Raw genomic sequence first — 18080 nt, forward strand, 5'->3', positions numbered from 1 at the left:
TGGTTTTGGGGCGCGATTGCAGGGGTCAGGGCTTGGGATGGCCTTGAAAGCGTCAAGAAAAACAATCAAGTTGCAGTGGCTCGGCGCAGGGAAGCCCGCCGATGCCGCACACCGCAACCATACCGGATGAACTCATTGACGATGGCCCAAGGGATAAAGCGCCTCGGGATGCCGGTTGCGGCATTTCTCGCTGCCGCGCTGATCGGCCTGATCGCCATTTCCTGGATGATCGACCAGAACGCCGTGCGGCTTTCGGTCGAAAAACAGATTCGTGCGGCGACCGGTCTCGACCTGATGGTCAACGGCGACGTCCGCGTCTCGGTTTTCCCCGGCAGTTCCATCACCCTGCGGCAGGTTGGATTGAAAGGCGCGGGTTCGCGCGGCAGCGGCATTGCCGATGAACCGCTGACCGTCGATGAACTGACCGCCAACCTGCGCCTGCTGCCGCTGCTGATGCGGCGCTACGAAATCGCCGACGTAACGCTGCAAAATCCGCGGATCAACGTGAAGCGCAGTGCCGATGGCCGCAGCAACTGGGCCGGCATTATTGAAACACTGGCGCGCACCGTGAAGCCCGGCGTCGACAGTCCGGTGTCGTTCTCCGAAATCCTCATCAAGGACGGCGTCCTCGCCTATCAGAACGACGCACGCGACATCGCCGAGACCGTCAACGGGATCGACCTGTCGCTGGCGTGGCCGTCGATCTCGCGCTCCTTCGCCGCCACCGGCCAGTTCAACTGGCGGGGCGAACTGGTCGACGGCAGCCTCAGCATCAACGACTTCATCGCCGCGCTCTCCGGTGACCGTTCCGGCATCAAGGTCCGGGTCGCGAGCGCGCCGCTCAAATTCGCTTTCGACGGCGCCATCGCCAACCGCACCAGCCTGCTGATGGAAGGTACGCTGAGCGCCGACAGCCCGTCGCTGCGCAACGCCATGCGCTGGGCGGGACAGGCTCCTCCCGGCACCGGTGGACTGGGACGCTTTTCGCTCAAGGCCCGCACCAATGTGGTGGGGGAATCCATAGCGCTGACCAACGTCAATCTGGAACTCGACGGCAACACCGCCGAAGGCGTCATCACCTACAGCAACAACGATCGCCAGACCGTGCAGGCGACTCTCGCCGCCGAAGCGCTCGACTTTTCGCCTTACATCGAAACCATCCGCCTGCTCGCCAGCGGCGCCCGCGACTGGAACCGGCAACTGTTCGATCTGCGCGGCCTCTCCGCGACCGATCTCGACATGCGCCTGTCGGCCGCGAAGGTCACCATCGGCACCTCCAAACTCGGCCGCACCGCGCTCGGCGCCAATCTGCGCAACGGTACGCTGGCGCTGAGCATCGGCGAAGCGCAAATCTACGGCGGCATCCTCAAGGGCTCGTTCGGCATTACCCGGACCGATCCCGATGCGGATGTCAAAGCCCAGTTCCAGTTCACAGATGTCGATCTGGCAAGCTGCATTCAGGAACTGTTCGGCGTCAACAAGCTGACGGGGCGCGGCAATCTCAACTTCGCGCTGGAAGCCAAGGGCGCCAGCCCGTTTGCGCTCGCGCAGTCGCTCGACGGCACCGCGACGCTGACAGCGCATGACGGCGCGATCAGCGGACTCAATGTCGAACAATTGCTGAAGCGTCTCGAGCGCCGCCCGTTGTCGGGCGCCGGCAATTTCCGCAGCGGCTCGACGCCGTTCGAGACGCTGAATATCGCGATCCGCTTCAATGACGGCGTCGCTACCGCCGAGGATGCGCGGATCGAAGGCCCGACCACCCGGGTGCTGCTCACCGGCACGGCGTCGGTGCCGTCGCGTGAATACGATCTGAAGGGCGTTGCCAGCCTTGTGGTCGCAAGTGATATGCCGCCGGCGTTCCAACTGCCGTTCGTGGTGCAGGGCCCGTGGGACGATCCACTGGTTTTCCCGGATTCGGATTCGCTGATCCGCCGCTCGCCCGCCTCGGCGCCGCTGCTGGATTCCCTCAAAGACCGCAAGACGCGCGACGCGGTGAAGTCGGTGATCGATCGCTTCACCGGCGGCAAGAAAGCCCCTGCCGAGGCTGTGGCGCAGCCTCAGGCCGCAGCCCCTTCGCAAACCAGCGCGCCCGCCGTTGTGTTACCGACGCCGGTTCTGCCTGCGCCGATCGCGCCTGCCGCGGAAGCACCTGCTCCGGCAGCGTCCACCGAGACGCCTCAGAATTCTGCGCCACCTTCGACCTCGGAATCAAAATCCGACAAGGCAGATTAATCAGCACGACGCCGATGAGGCGCACGGCCTAGACTAGAGCGGCGCGGCGCTCTTGCCCTGCTCGTTCGACAGTTTCGAGGCCAGCGATGCCGCCACGATCACCACCGCCACTGCCGCGACAATCAGCGTGCAGATCGCGTTGATCTCCGGCTTCACGCCGAGCCGCACTTCCGAATAGATCCGGATCGGCAGCGTCGCCGATCCCGGCCCGGTGGTGAAGCTGGCGATCACGAGATCGTCCAGCGACAGCGTGAACGCCAGCATCCAGCCCGCGGCAATCGACGGCAGCATCAGCGGCAGCGTCACCGCGATGAAGGCCTGCACCGGCGAGCAACCAAGGTCCATCGCTGCCTCCTCGAGACTGCGATCCAGCGTGCTCAGCCGCGACTGCACCACCACCGCCACGAAGCACATGGTCAGCGTGGTATGCGCAATGGTGACGGTCCAGAATCCGCGCCCTGCATCGATCGCCACGAACAGCAGCAGCAGCGACAGCCCGGTGATGACTTCGGGCATCACCAACGGCGCGTAGAGCATGCCTGCGAACAGCGTGCGTCCCTTGAACCGCTCGCCGCGCGCCAGCCCCAGCGCCGCCAGCGTGCCGAGCAGCGTTGCCGCAGTGGCGGAGCAGAACGCCACGCGCAGGCTCATCCAGGCCGCAGACAGCATCGCCTCATCATTGAAGAATTCAGCGTACCAGCGCAACGACCAGCCGCCCCACACCGTCACAAGGCGGGAAGCGTTGAACGAATAGATCACCAGGATCGCAATCGGCAGATACAGGAATGCCAGCCCCAGCGCGATCGAGGCGAGATTGAATGCGGAGAAATGGGTTTGCCGCGCCGCCATCAGTGCTGCTCCAGATGGCGGCGTTGCAGCTTCTCGTAGACCAGCAGCGGCACCAGCAACACGACAAGCAAGACGACGGCGATCGCCGACGCCACCGGCCAGTCCTTGTTGGTGAAAAACTCCAGCCACAATGTCTGGCCGATCATCATCCGGTCGGAGCCCGCCAGCAGATCGGGAATCACGAACTCGCCGACGATGGGGATGAAGCACAGCAGCACGCCCGCGCCGATGCCCGGCAGCGATAGCGGAAACGTCACCAGCCAGAAAGCCTTCAGCTTTGAGGCGCCGAGATCGGCGGCGGCTTCCAGCAACGCATCGTCCATTTTCGACAATGTCGCGTACAGGGGCAGGATCATGAACGGAAAATATGAGTAGACGATGCCGAGATACATCGCCGCATCGGTCGAAAGCCAGACCAGCGGCTTGTCGATGATACCGAGCGCGAGCAGCGCCTTGTTGAGCAGGCCGTCATGCTGGAGCACGTTGATCCAGGCATAGATGCGGATCAGGAACGAGGTCCAGAACGGCACGATCACCAGCATCATTGCGATCGGCTGCCAGCGCTGCGGCAGCCGCGACATGCCGTACGCCACCGGATAGCCGATCAGCAGCAGGATCGCGGTGGATGTGATCGCGACCACAAGGCTGCGGACATAAGAGAAGATATAGAGATCGTCCGACGCCAGCAGCTTGAAGTTGTCGAACGACAGCGCGCTCATTGCCGATTTGAACGCGTCCCAGCCTGCGGCCAGATCGAACACCGGGACATAAGGCGGCTGCGCGATGGCGGTCTGCGACAACGCGATCTTCAGCACGAAGCCGAACGGCACCAGAAAGAACAGCACCATCCAGAGATACGGCGCAATGGCTGCGAGCCGCGCCGGCCGGGTGAAGATGCGCCGGCCGCTCATCGGTCCAGCACCACGACATCGTCAGGGGTGAATGAAACGGTCACCCGCTGTCCGCTTACAAAGCCGTCCGCTGCCGCTCGCGTCGCGTTCGCCGCGGCCACGCGCAGCACCGCGCCGCCATCGAGTTTGACCGTGTAGACCGACACACCGCCGAGGAAGCCGGTGGATGTCAGTTCGCCGTTGAATGTGTTGACGGCGGATCCACCTTGCACCGCCTTGGATATCCGGATTTTTTCCGGGCGGATCGCAACGCAGACGCTGCTCGTTCCCGATGACGGCGCATGCGACGCGACGATCGCACCCGCACTCTGCGTCGCGATCGTGAAGTGCCTAGCCTGACGCGCGGCCACCTGTCCCTCGATCAGATTGATGTCTCCGACGAAACCGGCGATCCATCGCGAATTCGGTGCTTCATACAATTCGCGGGGCGGCGCGACCTGCACCAGCTTGCCTTTATCCATGACACCGATCCGGTCGGCGACCGTCATCGCCTCTTCCTGATCGTGAGTGACAATGATGAAAGTCATGCCGAGACGGCGCTGCACCTCTTTCAGCTCGGCCTGCGTGCTTTCGCGCAGTTTCTTGTCGAGCGCCGCCAGCGGCTCGTCGAGTAGCAGCACCCGCGGACGGCGGGCCAGCGACCGCGCCAGCGCCACACGCTGGCGCTGGCCGCCCGACAGTTGATCGGGGCGGCGCTTCTCAAGACCCTCGAGCCGGACCAGCGCCACCATCTCGGCGACGCGGGCGGCGATCTCGTCTTTCGGCAGTCCAGCGCGCTTGAGACCGAACGCGATATTGCCTTCGACGGTCAGGTGCGGAAACAGCGCGTAGTTCTGGAACATCATGTTCACGGGCCGCTCATGCGGCAGCACATGCGCGATGTTCGCGCCGTCGAGATAGATCGCACCTGCATCCGGCGCTTCGAAACCCGCCAGCATGCGGAGCAGCGTGGTCTTGCCGCAGCCTGATGGCCCCAGCAGCGCGAAGAATTCTCCGGCGGCGATAGCGAGCGACAGATCGTTAACCGCCGTGAAGCCGCCGAAGCGCTTCACCACCGACGCGATCTGGAGCAGCGGGTTTTTAGCAACGCCCGCCGTCATGCCGCCGCCATGAATGTTTCAAGCGCCTTGCGATCCTGCCGCGGCATCGTCAGGCCGAGTTTGGAACGCCGCCAGAGAATGTCGTCGGCGAAACGGGCAAATTCTTCTTTCATCAGATAACGCACCTCCACGCCGGTGAGGTCATCGCCGAACCTCGGGCCGAGGTCATCCATGCTTTTTGCCGCACCCAGAATCCGCTCGGTCCGCGTGCCGTATGAGGCGATCAGCCGCCGGGCATGATGTTCGCTCAAAAATGGCCAGCGCCTGCGCGCACTGTCCACCTGATCGTCGAATGTGTCCCACGAGAAATCGCCGCCGGGCAAAGGTTCGTCTGCCGTCCAGGACGGCGGCATCTTGAGAAACGATGCAAGCCGCGCCAGCGCGATCTCCGCGCGCCGCCGTGCACTTGTCGTTGCACCGCCGATCATCGTCAACAGAGGTGCTCTGCGGGATTTCCGGCCCAGTTTCACGATGCCGTCGCGATGCCCTGTGGCATTGCAGCCGGCCATCGCATGCACGACATCGGCGGCCTCGATCCGCACCCGGAAATAGCGGCTCGCGGCCGCGCACAGATAGGCGATGTCGTCCGCACCGGCCGAGGTCATCGCCGGATCGCCGGTGAAGCTCCGCTCGGACGTGCCGATCAGCGTGAAGTCGCGGTGAAAGGGAATGGCATAGACCATGCGGCGGTCGTCGTTCTGGAGCACGTAGACATCGTCGCCATCGAACATCCGCCTCACGACGATCTGGCTGACCCTCGCGAAGCTCGCTTGAACGGCTGGCAAATGCAAGACGGTTTCGGCGACCGGCCGCGTCCACGCCCCGCTCGCATTCACCAGCGCCCGCGCTGTGACGGTTTCGCGCTGGCCGCGGTTGACCACCGCGAGCCGCCAGACCTCTGAGCGTTCGCCCCACACGCAGCGGGCGCCGGTGCGGATCGCAGCGCCGCGCGCGGCCGCATCGACGGCATTCAGAACGACAAGCCGCGATTCATCGACGGTGCAGTCGGAATAGGCCAGCGCCAGCCCGAGCGACCGGTTGAGCGGATGACCCGCCTCATGGATGGTCAGGTCCAGCACTTCGGAACGTGGAAGCGGGCTCCTCGCGGCAAGGCGGCTATAAACAAACAGCCCGCCGCGCAGCATGGCCGGAGGCCGTTCATCGGAATGAACCGGGAGCACGAAACGGGCCGGCCGCACCAGATGCGGTGCGTTGCGCAGCGCGATGTTCCGCTCCGCCAGCGCCGCACGCACGCGCAGCACATTCCCCCGTTCAAGATCGATGAAATTGCCGTGCATCAGATGGGGCGCGGCGGCCGCCGCGCCATTGCCGAGGTCGGTCTGCTCGAACAAAGCCACCCGCAGACCGCGCCCGGCAGCATCGCGCGCGATGCTCGTGCCGTTGAGGCCGCCCCCGATGATCGCAATGTCGACATCAGCCATGCCGCGATGATCTCCGATGGCGATCATCGCAAGTCAAGCCCGAGGATTAGTGACGGATGTTCGTCAGCCTACCCTGCGCGGGAGGTTCGAGACGTTGGAAACGCTCTTGGTGCGGCCGATCCACTCTGCATAGGTCTCGATCGGCGCCGGCTTGCCAAGGAGATAGCCCTGCACCTGATCGCAGGCCTCATCGGCGAGGAAGGACAGCTGTTCCTGGGTTTCCACGCCTTCGGCAACAATGGAAATGTTCAACCCGTGGCCAAGACCGATCATCGCGCGGATAATGGCGGCCGATTGCGGATTGCGTCCGAGATTCATGACAAAGGCGCGGTCGATCTTGATCTTGTCGAACGGGAACGCCTGCAAATAGGTCAGCGAGGAATAGCCGCTGCCGAAATCGTCCATCGCGATCCGCACGCCGAGCGCCTTCAGTCGCCGCAGCAACGAGAGCCCGCGGTCGAAATCCTCGATCAGCACGCCCTCAGTGATCTCAAGCTCAAGCCGGCCGGGCGCGAGACCGGTTTCGATCAGGATGGAATGGACCAGCCCGACGAGATCGCCGTGCATGAACTGCGCCGGCGACAGATTGACCGAGATTTGCAGATCCTTCGGCCACGACGCCGCCTCGCGGCAGGCTTCGCGCAGAATCCACTCGCCCATCTCGACGATCAGGCCGCTTTCTTCCGCCAGCGGAATGAAGTCGCCGGGCGGAACGAAGCCGCGCACCGGATGAGTCCACCGCGCCAGCGCCTCGAAACCGAGAACGTGATCGGACTTCATCTTGTGGCGCGCACGGGCCTGCGGCTGATAGTGCAGCGACAGTTCGCCGTTCCTGATCGCAGTCGACAGATCCTGATGCAGCGCGCGGCGGTCGCGGAGCTGCTGGTCGAGCTCCATATCGAAGAAGTTGATCGAGCCGCGCGCCTTCGTCTTGGCCCGGAACAGGGCGGCGTCGGCGTTGGTGAGCAATGTTTCGGCGTCGCGGCCATTGCGCGGATACACCGAGATTCCGATGGTGAGACCGATGCGGACTGCGCGCCCATCGAACATGAATTCGGTCTGCATTGACTGCATCAGGCGTGTGGCGAGCGCCTTGGCGGAATCGGGCTGAAGACCGTCGATGATGAGACCAAACTCGTCGCCGCTGAGACGCGCGACGACGCCGCCGGAAATGACCGATTCAAGACGCCGCGAGAATTCGATCAGCAACTTGTCGCCGACCTCGTGGCCGAACACATCGTTGATTTCCTTCAGCCGGTCGAGATCGAGCGAGAGCACCGCGAATTCCTCGTCGGTGTCCTCGCAGGCGTCGATCATCTGCTCCAGGGCCTGCAGGAACGCCGCACGGTTCGGCAGTTCCGTCAGCGCATCGTGATAGGCCATGTGGGCCATGCGCGACTCGGTCTCGCGCCGGTCGGTGATGTCTTCGCTGGTCTTGATGAGATATTGCGGCTCACCGGCCTCATCGAGAACGGTCACACGGCGGGTCAGGAACAGACGCAGCCCGTTTTCGGTCTGGATCGGATGTTCCTCGGTGACGACGCCCTTCTTGCGAACGGCATCCTCGTCGCGCTTGAGAATAAACTGCACGTCGGCCGGGTTATAGATGTCCTCGAGCGTGGAGCCGATCACATCCTCGCGCCGGCGAGTCAGCATGGCTTCGGCGGCGCGGTTGGCGAGCACGTACTGGCCATCGCTGAGCCGCTTGACGACGAGCGAAACCGGGATGTTGTCGACCACTTGTTCCAGGAATTTCTTCGCGCTCTGGACTTCCCGCGACAGGGACCGGCGATCGGTCACGTCCTCGAACAGGGAGACCAGGAATTCCGGCTTGCCTTTCTCGTCGCGCGCGATCATGCGGTTGCAGGCGATCAGGCGTCTGCCGCCCTTGTGCTCGATGGACAATTCGGTGCGCGTCTGCCCGGTCGGAGAAGCGATCGCGTCGCGGTCCGCCTCCGTGACCATCTGCGCCGCTTCCGGCACGTAAACCTTCTCCGCGGTCTGGCCGATGATCTGATCGCGGCTCAGTCCGGAGAATTGCTCGAACGCGCGGTTGGCGAGGATGTACCTGCCGTCCTCGATGCTTTTCGCCGCGACACAGACCGGAATGTTGTCGATGACCGATTCAAGGAAGTGCGTGGTGGTCGCAAGCTGCCGGGACATCTTGCGCCGCGCGGTGCAATCCTCATGGGTCGATACAATTCCGCCGTTCGACAGTTCGCGATGCTTGACCAGGATCGAGCGTCCGTCCAGCAACTCGCAGACATGCCCCTCCGGGCTTTTGACGTTGCGATAGTACTCGTCGATGTCGTCGCACAGCATGCCTCGCGTCGCACGCAGCGCGGTGAGATCGCGGCCGGTCATACCGGGCACGAGGTCCGAACGGGAGAACCCATACATTTCCAGATAGCGGTCGTTGCAGAAGACAATGCGTTTGCGCGCATCGACCATGACGATGCCGGTCGTCAGGCTGTTGAGCGCGCTGGAAACGAAAGCCGCGCGCCTGATATTGGAGTGACGCGCGCGCCGCAGCGCGCTCGAAACCCAGAGGATGATGGCGGCAAGAAACGCGGCGACCACGAGGCCGCCCATCGCCACCTGCCAGACGAGCGCGGTGTTCGAGATTTCCAGAGCCGTTGCAGAGAACGAGCCATCGGGATTGGCGACGATCTGCGCGGCGGCGCTGCCCGGCGCCAAAATGGCGCAGAGACATACAGCGACCCACACCGGGCTCGCTGTGGTCGCTCGTGCTTGCTTCTGCCAGCCGGTCATTACCATTCCGCGGAATTCTTCATCCCGCAGTGTCTGGCTGTACCTCTTTGGATCGGGTAAACGCGTAATCGCGGTCCGTCATATTGTGACTTAAATGCGGGCAATTGGCCGCTTATGCTTAACCAAGCGCTAACGCGGACAGCATCGCAAAGCGGCGCGCTGAACATAGAATGAGCAAGAAACGAATCGTTCCGGCAAGGCGAAGCATCCATGGACAGAATTGAGTGTGTTGTGGTCGGCGCCGGCGTCGTCGGGCTCGCCGTTGCACGCAAACTGGCGCGCGCGGGTATTGAGGTCGTGGTGGTCGAGGCCGCCGGGGACATCGGCACCGGCACATCCTCGCGCAACAGCGAGGTGATCCACGCCGGGATTTACTATCCGGCGGGCAGCTTGATGGCGCGGATGTGCGTAGCCGGCAAACAGGCACTCTATGCCTATTGCGACGCCCACGGCGTACCGTACCGGCGCTGCGGCAAGCTGATCGTGGCGACCGCGGCCAATGAGGACGAGAAGCTGGTCTCGATCAAGTCGCACGCCGAGGCCAACGGCGTCGACGATATGCAGGTGTTGTCGGCTGCCGAGGCGCGCGCGCTGGAGCCCGCTTTGCATTGCACCGGCGCGTTGCTGTCGCCATCCACCGGCATCGTCGACAGCCATGCCTATATGCTGGCGCTGCGCGGCGAGATCGAGGACGCCGGCGGCGCACTCGCATTTCACGCACCGTTCAAGCGCGCGAAAGCCGTGGCTGACGGTTTTGAAGTCGAGATCGGCGGCGATACGCCGATGACACTTGCGTGCCGCATCCTGATCAACTCGGCCGGGCTCAATGCGCCTGCCATCGCCCGCGCCATCGACGGCATGCCCGCCGACCACATTCCGGTGAGCTATTACGCCAAGGGCAACTATTTCAGTTGCAGCACACGCGCGCCGTTCTCACACCTGATCTATCCGGTGCCGGAGCCAGGCGGCCTTGGCGTGCATCTCACCATCGATCTCGGCGGTCAGGCCAAATTCGGCCCCGACGTCGAATGGGTCGACACGCTCGATTACGCTGTCGATCCGGCACGGGCCGAGCGGTTCTATCCGGCGATCCGCCGGTACTGGCCGACGCTCCCCGATGGCGCGCTCAGCCCGAGCTATTCGGGAATCCGGCCCAAGATCGTGCCGCCCGCCGTGGCGCGGCAGGATTTTATGATCCATGGCCCGCAGGACCATGGTCTTGCGGGGCTGGTCAACCTGTTCGGGATCGAGTCGCCCGGCCTGACCTCATCCCTCGCCATTGCGGACGACGTGGCTCAACGCGCCGGAGCGGTGTAGCCTCTCGGCCACACGCACCGCCTACCTCGCAAGGGCAGCTGTTGCCGTTACGAGCCTCGCGTTGCATTGAGTGGGATTCGGGTGTGGAAAAGTCAGTGGACCGTTGCGAGCTTGATACGCTCGATCTGGTCCTTGAGCACCAGCTTGCGGCGCTTTAGTTCGATAATCTGGAGGTCGTCGGTGGAAAGATGCTGGAGAGCATCGTGCAATTCGTTTTCCAGAACTTCGTGTTTACGTTCCAGTTCAACGAGATGCGCCTGAATCGCCATAGAAGTCTCCTTTGTGAGTGGACCTCAGATCGGATCTGGACGGCCAAGTCTACATGACCGGAGCCGTCTGTCGACAGCGGAGTCAAAACCAGCGTTCAAAATTTTCGTACACAAAGGAAACGAATTGTGAGGGAACCCGCCCCACGATACCGTCGCTGGTACACCACTAGAGTTGGTAACGATTTTCTGCAATGACGGGTCATGCGGAAGCGTTCTGAGACACTTACCTGAAAGTCTGGGCGAATTCAGTCAAATGACGGTTATGGTAGATCAGGACAACAACGAATACGCGCTTGAACTGGCGCAGTTGCAGCAGGAGCATCGCGACCTGGACGCCGCCATCGAGGCGCTGCATCAGTCGCCCGCACCGGACCTGCTCAGACTGCAGCGTTTGAAAAAACGCAAGCTTCAGTTACGCGACCGGATTTCATTCATCGAAGACCAGATCACGCCTGACATCATCGCCTGATCTTGCGTCATGACGCCGCGGCATGATTTCAGAGCGCAACCTGCGCGCGGCCTCCGCGCCGCAATGCCTTTCGCGCATACATCGCGCGGTCCGCGGCCTCCATTACATCGGCGGCGCTGTCCGCGGTACCTATCAGCGCAATGCCCGCGGATGCGCCGGCGACCACAGGCCGGCCCTTGAAAACGAATGTGAGCTGATCGATGGCCTGCTCCAGAGCAGCGGCCTTCGCCAGCGCATCGGCCTCGGTGAGATTCCACAGCAGCAATCCGAACTCGTCGCCGCCGAGCCGGCCCACCACATCCGACGAGCGCACGTGACGCATCAGAACTGCGACCACGCCCTTGAGCACGATATCGCCGGCGGCGTGACCGAAGGTGTCGTTGATCGGCTTGAGGCGGTCGACGTCGAGCACGATCAGCGCGCCGCTCGCCTTGTAGCGCCGGATGTAGGCGATCGAGCGGTCAAGCTCACGCTCAAAGCCGCGGCGGTTGTAGATGTTCAGCAGGAAGTCGGTGTCGGCCCAGGCCTGTAGTTCGTCGATCCGGGCCTCGGCAGCGGCGAGTTCCGCCTTCAGGGCCGCGACCTGCCGCCTGGCCTTGGCCAGCGGATCGGCCGACGGCTTGCGCGCGGGCTTCGGCGGAGCGGATTTTGCGGTTTTGCTCCGGCCTGCCGGTTTCTTCGCCGCCCGCCCCCGTGACGCCATTTTGCCGCGCGCTTTCTTCAAGTTTCCGCCTCTAATCCGCTTGACCGGCACGGCCATTGACCATGAAAGGATAACGGATTCGCGCAAGCTTGCCACGCAGGGGCGCAACCCTATAATCCGCCCTCTTTTTCCGGCCCTTTTTGAAGATTCCAGATGACCACCCCCGTTGCCATTATCATGGGAAGCCAGTCCGACTGGGAGACCATGCGCCATGCCGCAGAGACCCTGACCGCGCTCGGCGTCGCCCACGAGGCGCGCATCGTCTCGGCACACCGCACCCCCGAGCGGCTCTACGGCTTCGCCAAGGGGGCCAAGGCGGCCGGGTTCCAGGTCATCATCGCCGGTGCCGGGGGAGCTGCGCATCTGCCCGGCATGGCAGCCGCCTTGACGGAACTTCCGGTGTTCGGCGTGCCGGTGGAGTCCAAGGCCCTGTCGGGCGTGGATTCGCTGTACTCCATTGTGCAAATGCCCGCCGGAATCCCGGTCGGCACCTTGGCGATCGGAAAGTCGGGCGCTATCAATGCCGCCCTGCTTGCCGCAAGTGTGCTGGCGCTCAACGATGCCGGCCTTGCAACCCGGCTTGCGACATGGCGCAAGCAACAGACCGAGGCCGTGAGCGAGCGCCCAAAGGAAGAAACTAAGTGACATCTTCAGGTCGGGTGACGCTGAAACCAGGCGACACCATCGGAATTCTCGGCGGCGGACAATTGGGCCGGATGCTCGCGCTCGCCGCAGCACGCCTCGGCCTCAAGGCGCAGGTGTTTGCGCCAGATCCGGATTCGCCGGCCTTCGATGTGGTGCAGAACGCGACCTGCGCGGAATACGCCGATGTCGAGGCGCTTGAACTGTTCGCATCCGACGTCGCCGTCATCACCTACGAATTCGAAAACATTCCCTCCTCGACCGCGATGATCCTGTCGGCCCGCCGCCCGGTGCTGCCGGATCCGAAGGTGCTGGAGACCGTGCAGGACCGGTTCGCGGAAAAGAATTTCGTGAGCAAGCTCGGCATCGCCACCGCGCGCTATGCCGATGTCTCCTCCGCACAGGAATTGAAAACCGCCATCGGCCAGATCGGGCTGCCCGCCGTGCTCAAGACCCGGCGCTTCGGTTACGACGGCAAGGGTCAGGTCGTGGTCCGCGAAGGGGACGATCCGGAAACGGTGTGGGCCGATCTCGAAACGCGATCCGCGATCCTCGAGGCCTTCGTGCCGTTCGAGCGCGAGATTTCCGTGGTCGCAGCGCGCAGCGCGAGCGGCGAGGTGGTTTGCTACGACGTCACCGAGAACGAGCATCGCGACCACATCCTGAAGTATTCGCACGCCCCGGCGCGTATTTCCGATGAGCTCGCGGCACAGGCCCGCGTGATCGCGGAGAAGATCGCAACCGCGCTGAACTATGTCGGCGTGCTGGCGGTGGAACTGTTCGTAGTGCCCGGCAAGGATGGCCCGAGCCTGCTGGTCAACGAGATCGCGCCGCGCGTCCATAATTCCGGCCACTGGACGCTGGACGGCGCGTCGGTGTCGCAGTTCGAGCAGCACATCCGCGCCATCGCCGGCTGGCCGCTGGCGCATCCGGTGCGGCATGGCGACGTCACCATGACCAACCTGATCGGCGACGACATTCTCGATTACGGCAAGTGGCTGGGCGTCCCCGGCGCCACTGTGCATCTTTATGGCAAGGGCGCGCCGCGCCCCGGCCGCAAGATGGGCCATGTGACCGAGGTCAAGGCTCCCCAAAACCAGAAATAAAAAGGCTGCCGCGATCGCTCGCGACAGCCTTGGTCTTTGAAGATCAGGCGTTACCTGCCCGCGACGATCCCTTCCGGCTCGTCACTCAGCCAGCGATAGACAACGCCGCCGATGACACCGCCGATCAGCGGCGCGACCCAGAACAGCCAGAGTTGCTGAATGGCCCAGCCGCCGACAAACAGGGCGGGACCGGTGCTGCGTGCCGGGTTCACCGAGGTGTTGGTGACGGGAATGCTGACCAGATGGATCATCACCAGCGCAAGGCCGATGGCGAGCGGCGCGAAGCCGGCCGGCGCCTTGCCATGGGTGGCGCCCATGATGATGAACAGGAACATCGCCGTCATCGCCACTTCGGAGACGAAACAGGCCAGCAGGCTATATTTGCCCGGCGAATGGTCGGCATAGCCGTTGGACGCGAAGCCGCCCGCGAGATCGAAACCGGCCTTGCCGCTGGCGATCACGTACAACAGGGCCGCGCCCAGAATCGCGCCGATAACCTGAGCGATGATGTAGGGAATCACCTGTCCGCCGGGAAAGCGGCCGCCGGCGGCGAGCCCGACCGTGACGGCCGGATTGAGATGGCAGCCCGAAACATGGCCGATGGCGAACGCCATGGTGACGACACTCAGACCGAAGGCAAACGAGACCCCGAGCAGGCCGATGCCGACCTGCGGAAAAGCCGCCGCAAGGACCGCGCTGCCGCAGCCTGCAAATGTCAGCCAGAACGTGCCGATGACCTCGGCGGCGTATTTCTTCGCATTCATGTTCACGTCTCCCCTGAATCGTGGTGTTGGCTCACCTCAATGGCGGGAACCGTAGAAATGGGAGTCTTAAGCCTTCCTTCTGAATTCCCCCGAATCGCGGGCCCGGCCCGTCTAATTTGCCCCGGAATCATGGCTTTCAGGCCCGTGAAAAAGGCCATCCACAGGTGGACATTCCCGGTTTGATCTGGTACATCCGCGCCTTCGATGAGAAGGGCGTGGCCTTTAGCCGGTCCTTCGTCGTCTCCAGAATTTCATGATTGAAACCAAAGAGGATGCCGCGTGCAGGTTCTCGTCCGCGATAACAATGTCGACCAGGCTCTCAAGGCGCTGAAGAAAAAGATGCAGCGCGAGGGCATTTTCCGCGAGATGAAGCTCCGCGGTCATTACGAAAAGCCCTCCGAGAAGAAGGCCCGCGAAAAGGCTGAAGCCGTTCGCCGCGCCCGCAAGCTCGCGCGCAAGAAGCTGCAGCGCGAAGGTCTGCTCCCGATGAAGCCGAAGCCGGTGTTCGGCGCAGGTCCGGGCGGCGACCGTGGTGCAGCCGGTGGCCGTGGCGGCGCAGGTGCCGGTCCGCGCGGGCCGCGCTAAGCGATCTCAACAGTTTTGAATATGAAAACGCGGGCCTTGCGGCCTGCGTTTTTGTTCTGAGCGGTGCGTCTTTTTACCTCTCCCCGTTCTCGGGGAGAGGTCAGAGATTGAGCGAAACGAAAACTCCGGGTGAGGGGCAATCGCACAAAGACTTTTGCCCCTCACCCCAACCCTCTCCCCGCAAGCGGGGAGAGGGAGATTTCAAACGTTCAGATTCACCCAGACCGCTTTCGGCTCAGTGAAATTAGCCAGCGCTTCAGTGCCATGTTCGCGGCCGAAGCCAGAGTCGCCCGCCCCGCCCCATGGCAGCCGCACATCGGTGTAGCCATAGGTGTTGATCCAGACCGTGCCGGCCTTGGCCTTCTTCGCAAACCGCTGCGTGCGTCCGATGTCGCGGCTCCACACACCTGCCGCGAGACTGAACGCCGTGCCGTTGGCGATCCGCACCGCATCGGCTTCATCTTTGAACTTGATGACACTGACCACCGGGCCGAAGATTTCTTCCTGCGAAATCTGCATCTCGTGCTTCACGTTGGCGAACACCGCCGGGCTGATGTAGTAGCCACGGTCGCCGACATGCCGGCCGCCGGTGACGAGCGTCGCGCCTTCCTTCTGGCCGATGTCGACATAGTCGAGGATCGACTTCATCTGCTTCTCGGAAATCACCGGGCCGAGCGCTGTCGTCTTGTCGGCGGTGTCGCCCATGCGGAGCGCTTCGGCGCGGGCGGTGAGGCGCGCGACCACTTCGTCATAGACCTTCTCATGCGCCAGTACGCGCGAACCCGCCGAACACACCTGCCCGGCGTTGAAGAAGATACCCGCCGCTGCAGCTTTGGTCGCCGCATCGAGATCGGCGTCGTCATAGATCACGTTGGCCGACTTGCCGCCGAGTTCGAGCGACACGCGCTTGAAGTTGCCCGCCGCGCCTTTGAGGATTCCGCGGCCGACGCCGGGCGAGCCTGTGAACGTCACCTTGTCCACGCCAGGATGATTGACCAGCGCATCGCCGACCACGCGGCCGGGACCGGGCACGATATTGAGCACGCCCGGCGGCAGACCCGCCTCAAGCGCAAGCTCGCCGATCCGCAGCGCTGACAGCGAGGTCAGCTCGGCAGGTTTCATCACGATGGTGCAGCCGCAGGCCAGCGCGGGCGCCAACTTCCACATGCCGATCATCAGCGGGAAATTCCACGGCACGATCGCGGCCACGACGCCGACCGGCTCGCGCACGGTGTAGGTCAGCGCATCGCTGCGGGTCGGCACGGTGTCGCCGTGAATCTTGTCGGCCCAGCCTGCGTAGTATGTCAGCGTGTCGATGGCGGCGGGAAGATCCTGCCGCAGCACCGCCGCGATCGGCTTGCCGGCATCGCGGCTTTCCAGTTCGGCAAGTTCATCGCCGTGCTGCTTCATCAGTTCGGCGAGCCGGAACAGGATGTGGCCGCGCTCGGCAGACCGCATGGTGCTCCAGACGCCTTCGAAGGCGCGGCGCGCCGCAGCGACAGCGCGATCGACATCGGCTTCGCTGCCTTCGGAGATGGTCGCGATCACCTGTCCTGTGGCGGGATTGAGGGTGTTGAAGGTCTTGCCGGAGACGGACTCGACGTGCCGGCCATCGATCAACAACTGCTTGCGGAGAATCACGGCAGCGTCGCGGGACGTCTCGTGGGAATAGTCATATGCAATTGACATCATATTCCTCCTGTTGCTTTCCCAAGCATGATTGCCAAAAATAGAGCAGTAAATATGATATGATGTGCAAATGGCGCGCAAGCATATGAATCAAATTTCATAAGAGGACGGAACGATGCTGCAAATCGAGATCGAACCCGTCTGGCGCTTTCACAAGGAAGGCAGCCCGCAGACCGCCGTCGTGATGCTCGGTGTGCTCAACGAAATCCGCACCACCGGCAAGCTCACCAGCGCGGCACACCACGCCGGCCTGTCCTATCGGCATGTGTGGAATCTGGTCGAGCAATGGTCCGAGTTCTTCGGCGTGCCGCTGGTCGAAACCCATCGCGGCAAGGGCACGACGCTGACGGCTTTCGGCGAGAAGCTGGTATGGGCCGGGCAACGGATGCAGGCGCGGCTCGGACCGCAGCTTGAAAACCTGGCGCAGGAACTCGCCACCGAGATCAAGCCGTTCCTGCATCAGCGCCCGTCAGTCATTCGCGTGCACGCCAGCCACGGCTTCGCGGTCTCAAGGCTGCGCGAGCTGCTCGACAAGGAACCCGGCATCGGTGTCGATCTGCGCTATGTGAGCAACCAGAACTCGCTGGTATCGCTGGCGCAGGGTGCCTGCGATCTCTCCGGCGTGCACATCCCCCGTGGCGAGCTGCGCGCGCAGGCGATCAAGGCCTGCCGGGAGTGGCTCGACCCGCGGGAGGATCGCGTCATCAGCTTCGTGACCCGCGAGATGGGCCTGATGGTGAAGTCCGGCAATCCGCTCAGGATCGGATCGCTGAACGACCTCGTCGAGACCAGGGCGCGCTTCGTCAACCGCGACCACGATTCCGGCACGCGCACGCTGTTCGATCATTTGCTGGCCCAGCACAAGATCGACGAAGCGAAGATCAATGGCGCGCAGCAAATGGAGTTCACGCATGCCGCTGTCGCCGCCTACGTGGCGAGCGGCATGGCGGACGCAGCCTTCGGCGTCGAGGCGGCCGCGAAGCAGTTCGGACTGGATTTCGTCCGCCTGCTGACGGAGGACTATTTCTTCGTTTGCCGCCGGGCGTTTCTCGATACCGAGCCGATGCAGCGTGTGCTCGATATCATGAAGGGACAGGCGTTTCACGACGCCGTCACGCTACTCCCCGGCTACGTCGCGGTCAGCCCCGGAGCGGTCAGCACGGTCAAGGAGTTTCTGGACATCGTCGGCCCTGCCACCAGCCCGCTCGTTAAGATTAAGCCTTAACC

General features: G+C 63.3%; 16 protein-coding genes. 7 read left to right on the forward strand and 9 right to left on the reverse strand.

The annotated features are described in order from the left end of the window. Positions 1 to 141 precede the first annotated feature (141 nt). On the forward strand, positions 142 to 2235 hold the full coding sequence (locus AC1RM7_RS10890) for an AsmA family protein (protein ID WP_006022135.1): 2094 nt from the start codon (positions 142 to 144) through the stop codon (positions 2233 to 2235). Positions 2236 to 2268: 33 nt separating this feature from the next. Here AC1RM7_RS10890 and AC1RM7_RS10895 read toward each other — a convergent pair whose 3' ends face one another. The 5 genes from AC1RM7_RS10895 to AC1RM7_RS10915 form a co-directional block, all read right to left on the reverse strand. Further along, positions 2269 to 3084 (reverse strand): ABC transporter permease, encoded by an 816-nt coding sequence (locus AC1RM7_RS10895; protein ID WP_024919915.1) that lies wholly within the window; start codon positions 3082 to 3084, stop codon positions 2269 to 2271. Beyond that, positions 3084 to 3995, reverse strand: coding sequence for an ABC transporter permease (locus AC1RM7_RS10900; RefSeq protein WP_024919914.1), 912 nt, complete (start codon positions 3993 to 3995; stop codon positions 3084 to 3086). The genes AC1RM7_RS10895 and AC1RM7_RS10900 overlap by 1 nt, the downstream gene beginning before the upstream one ends. Further along, positions 3992 to 5095: an ABC transporter ATP-binding protein gene (locus tag AC1RM7_RS10905; protein WP_024919913.1), complete on the reverse strand. Its 1104-nt coding sequence runs from the start codon at positions 5093 to 5095 to the stop codon at positions 3992 to 3994. The genes AC1RM7_RS10900 and AC1RM7_RS10905 overlap by 4 nt, the downstream gene beginning before the upstream one ends. Beyond that, entirely contained in the window at positions 5092 to 6537 is a 1446-nt protein-coding gene (locus AC1RM7_RS10910; RefSeq protein ID WP_024919912.1) for a glycerol-3-phosphate dehydrogenase, read from the reverse strand. Before AC1RM7_RS10910 ends, AC1RM7_RS10905 begins: the two co-directional genes overlap by 4 nt. A gap of 63 nt (positions 6538 to 6600) precedes the next feature. Then, positions 6601 to 9309, reverse strand: a complete 2709-nt coding sequence (locus AC1RM7_RS10915) for an EAL domain-containing protein (protein WP_492837817.1) — start codon at positions 9307 to 9309, stop codon at positions 6601 to 6603. Positions 9310 to 9519: 210 nt separating this feature from the next. On the opposite strand from AC1RM7_RS10915, the gene AC1RM7_RS10920 reads away from it, so the two are divergent. After that, positions 9520 to 10626 (forward strand): NAD(P)/FAD-dependent oxidoreductase, encoded by a 1107-nt coding sequence (locus tag AC1RM7_RS10920; protein WP_024919911.1) that lies wholly within the window; start codon positions 9520 to 9522, stop codon positions 10624 to 10626. Positions 10627 to 10718: 92 nt separating this feature from the next. Here the strand turns inward: AC1RM7_RS10920 and AC1RM7_RS10925 are convergent, their stop codons facing one another. Beyond that, entirely contained in the window at positions 10719 to 10895 is a 177-nt protein-coding gene (locus tag AC1RM7_RS10925; RefSeq protein ID WP_006022144.1) for a YdcH family protein, read from the reverse strand. A gap of 262 nt (positions 10896 to 11157) precedes the next feature. Between AC1RM7_RS10925 and AC1RM7_RS10930 the strand changes: the two genes are divergently transcribed. After that, entirely contained in the window at positions 11158 to 11364 is a 207-nt protein-coding gene (locus AC1RM7_RS10930; RefSeq protein ID WP_024574308.1) for a YdcH family protein, read from the forward strand. A gap of 28 nt (positions 11365 to 11392) precedes the next feature. Here AC1RM7_RS10930 and AC1RM7_RS10935 read toward each other — a convergent pair whose 3' ends face one another. Continuing rightward, positions 11393 to 12124, reverse strand: coding sequence for a GGDEF domain-containing protein (locus AC1RM7_RS10935; RefSeq protein WP_024919910.1), 732 nt, complete (start codon positions 12122 to 12124; stop codon positions 11393 to 11395). A 96-nt stretch (positions 12125 to 12220) separates the two neighbouring features. Between AC1RM7_RS10935 and purE the strand changes: the two genes are divergently transcribed. Then, a complete protein-coding gene (gene purE, locus AC1RM7_RS10940; RefSeq protein ID WP_006022147.1) occupies positions 12221 to 12712 on the forward strand; it encodes a 5-(carboxyamino)imidazole ribonucleotide mutase in 492 nt (163 codons plus the stop codon). Continuing rightward, positions 12709 to 13815 carry a 5-(carboxyamino)imidazole ribonucleotide synthase gene (locus AC1RM7_RS10945; RefSeq protein WP_024919909.1) on the forward strand — a complete coding sequence of 369 codons (1107 nt, stop codon included), beginning with the start codon at positions 12709 to 12711 and terminating at the stop codon, positions 13813 to 13815. Before purE ends, AC1RM7_RS10945 begins: the two co-directional genes overlap by 4 nt. A 50-nt stretch (positions 13816 to 13865) precedes the next feature. Here AC1RM7_RS10945 and aqpZ read toward each other — a convergent pair whose 3' ends face one another. Continuing rightward, the gene (aqpZ, locus tag AC1RM7_RS10950) at positions 13866 to 14579 is read right to left on the reverse strand and encodes an aquaporin Z (RefSeq protein ID WP_024919908.1); all 714 of its coding nucleotides are present in this window, start codon (positions 14577 to 14579) and stop codon (positions 13866 to 13868) included. Between the two features lie 279 nt (positions 14580 to 14858). On the opposite strand from aqpZ, the gene rpsU reads away from it, so the two are divergent. Then, the gene (rpsU, locus tag AC1RM7_RS10955) at positions 14859 to 15164 is read left to right on the forward strand and encodes a 30S ribosomal protein S21 (RefSeq protein ID WP_006022150.1); all 306 of its coding nucleotides are present in this window, start codon (positions 14859 to 14861) and stop codon (positions 15162 to 15164) included. Between the two features lie 201 nt (positions 15165 to 15365). On the opposite strand, the gene AC1RM7_RS10960 is transcribed toward rpsU, so the two are convergent. Beyond that, positions 15366 to 16853, reverse strand: coding sequence for an aldehyde dehydrogenase family protein (locus tag AC1RM7_RS10960; protein ID WP_024919907.1), 1488 nt, complete (start codon positions 16851 to 16853; stop codon positions 15366 to 15368). 115 nt (positions 16854 to 16968) lie between these two features. On the opposite strand from AC1RM7_RS10960, the gene AC1RM7_RS10965 reads away from it, so the two are divergent. Further along, positions 16969 to 18078, forward strand: coding sequence for a substrate-binding domain-containing protein (locus AC1RM7_RS10965; RefSeq protein ID WP_024919906.1), 1110 nt, complete (start codon positions 16969 to 16971; stop codon positions 18076 to 18078). The last annotated feature ends 2 nt before the right edge of the window (positions 18079 to 18080 follow it).

Source organism: Afipia sp. GW822-FHT03D08, from assembly GCF_058801645.1.

Bases quoted from the DNA above. Each gene is read 5' to 3' on its own strand.
- AC1RM7_RS10915 (WP_492837817.1), bottom strand. From the start codon at position 9,309: ATGACCGGCTGGCAGAAGCAAGCACGAGCGACCACAGCGAGCCCGGTG.
- AC1RM7_RS10890 (WP_006022135.1), top strand. From the start codon at position 142: ATGGCCCAAGGGATAAAGCGCCTCGGGATGCCGGTTGCGGCATTTCTC.
- AC1RM7_RS10925 (WP_006022144.1), bottom strand. From the start codon at position 10,895: ATGGCGATTCAGGCGCATCTCGTTGAACTGGAACGTAAACACGAAGTT.
- AC1RM7_RS10960 (WP_024919907.1), bottom strand. From the start codon at position 16,853: ATGTCAATTGCATATGACTATTCCCACGAGACGTCCCGCGACGCTGCC.
- AC1RM7_RS10965 (WP_024919906.1), top strand. From the start codon at position 16,969: ATGCTGCAAATCGAGATCGAACCCGTCTGGCGCTTTCACAAGGAAGGC.
- AC1RM7_RS10910 (WP_024919912.1), bottom strand. From the start codon at position 6,537: ATGGCTGATGTCGACATTGCGATCATCGGGGGCGGCCTCAACGGCACG.
- AC1RM7_RS10900 (WP_024919914.1), bottom strand. From the start codon at position 3,995: ATGAGCGGCCGGCGCATCTTCACCCGGCCGGCGCGGCTCGCAGCCATT.
- AC1RM7_RS10920 (WP_024919911.1), top strand. From the start codon at position 9,520: ATGGACAGAATTGAGTGTGTTGTGGTCGGCGCCGGCGTCGTCGGGCTC.
- AC1RM7_RS10905 (WP_024919913.1), bottom strand. From the start codon at position 5,095: ATGACGGCGGGCGTTGCTAAAAACCCGCTGCTCCAGATCGCGTCGGTG.
- AC1RM7_RS10895 (WP_024919915.1), bottom strand. From the start codon at position 3,084: ATGGCGGCGCGGCAAACCCATTTCTCCGCATTCAATCTCGCCTCGATC.
- aqpZ (WP_024919908.1), bottom strand. From the start codon at position 14,579: ATGAATGCGAAGAAATACGCCGCCGAGGTCATCGGCACGTTCTGGCTG.
- AC1RM7_RS10935 (WP_024919910.1), bottom strand. From the start codon at position 12,124: ATGGCCGTGCCGGTCAAGCGGATTAGAGGCGGAAACTTGAAGAAAGCG.
- AC1RM7_RS10930 (WP_024574308.1), top strand. From the start codon at position 11,158: ATGGTAGATCAGGACAACAACGAATACGCGCTTGAACTGGCGCAGTTG.
- purE (WP_006022147.1), top strand. From the start codon at position 12,221: ATGACCACCCCCGTTGCCATTATCATGGGAAGCCAGTCCGACTGGGAG.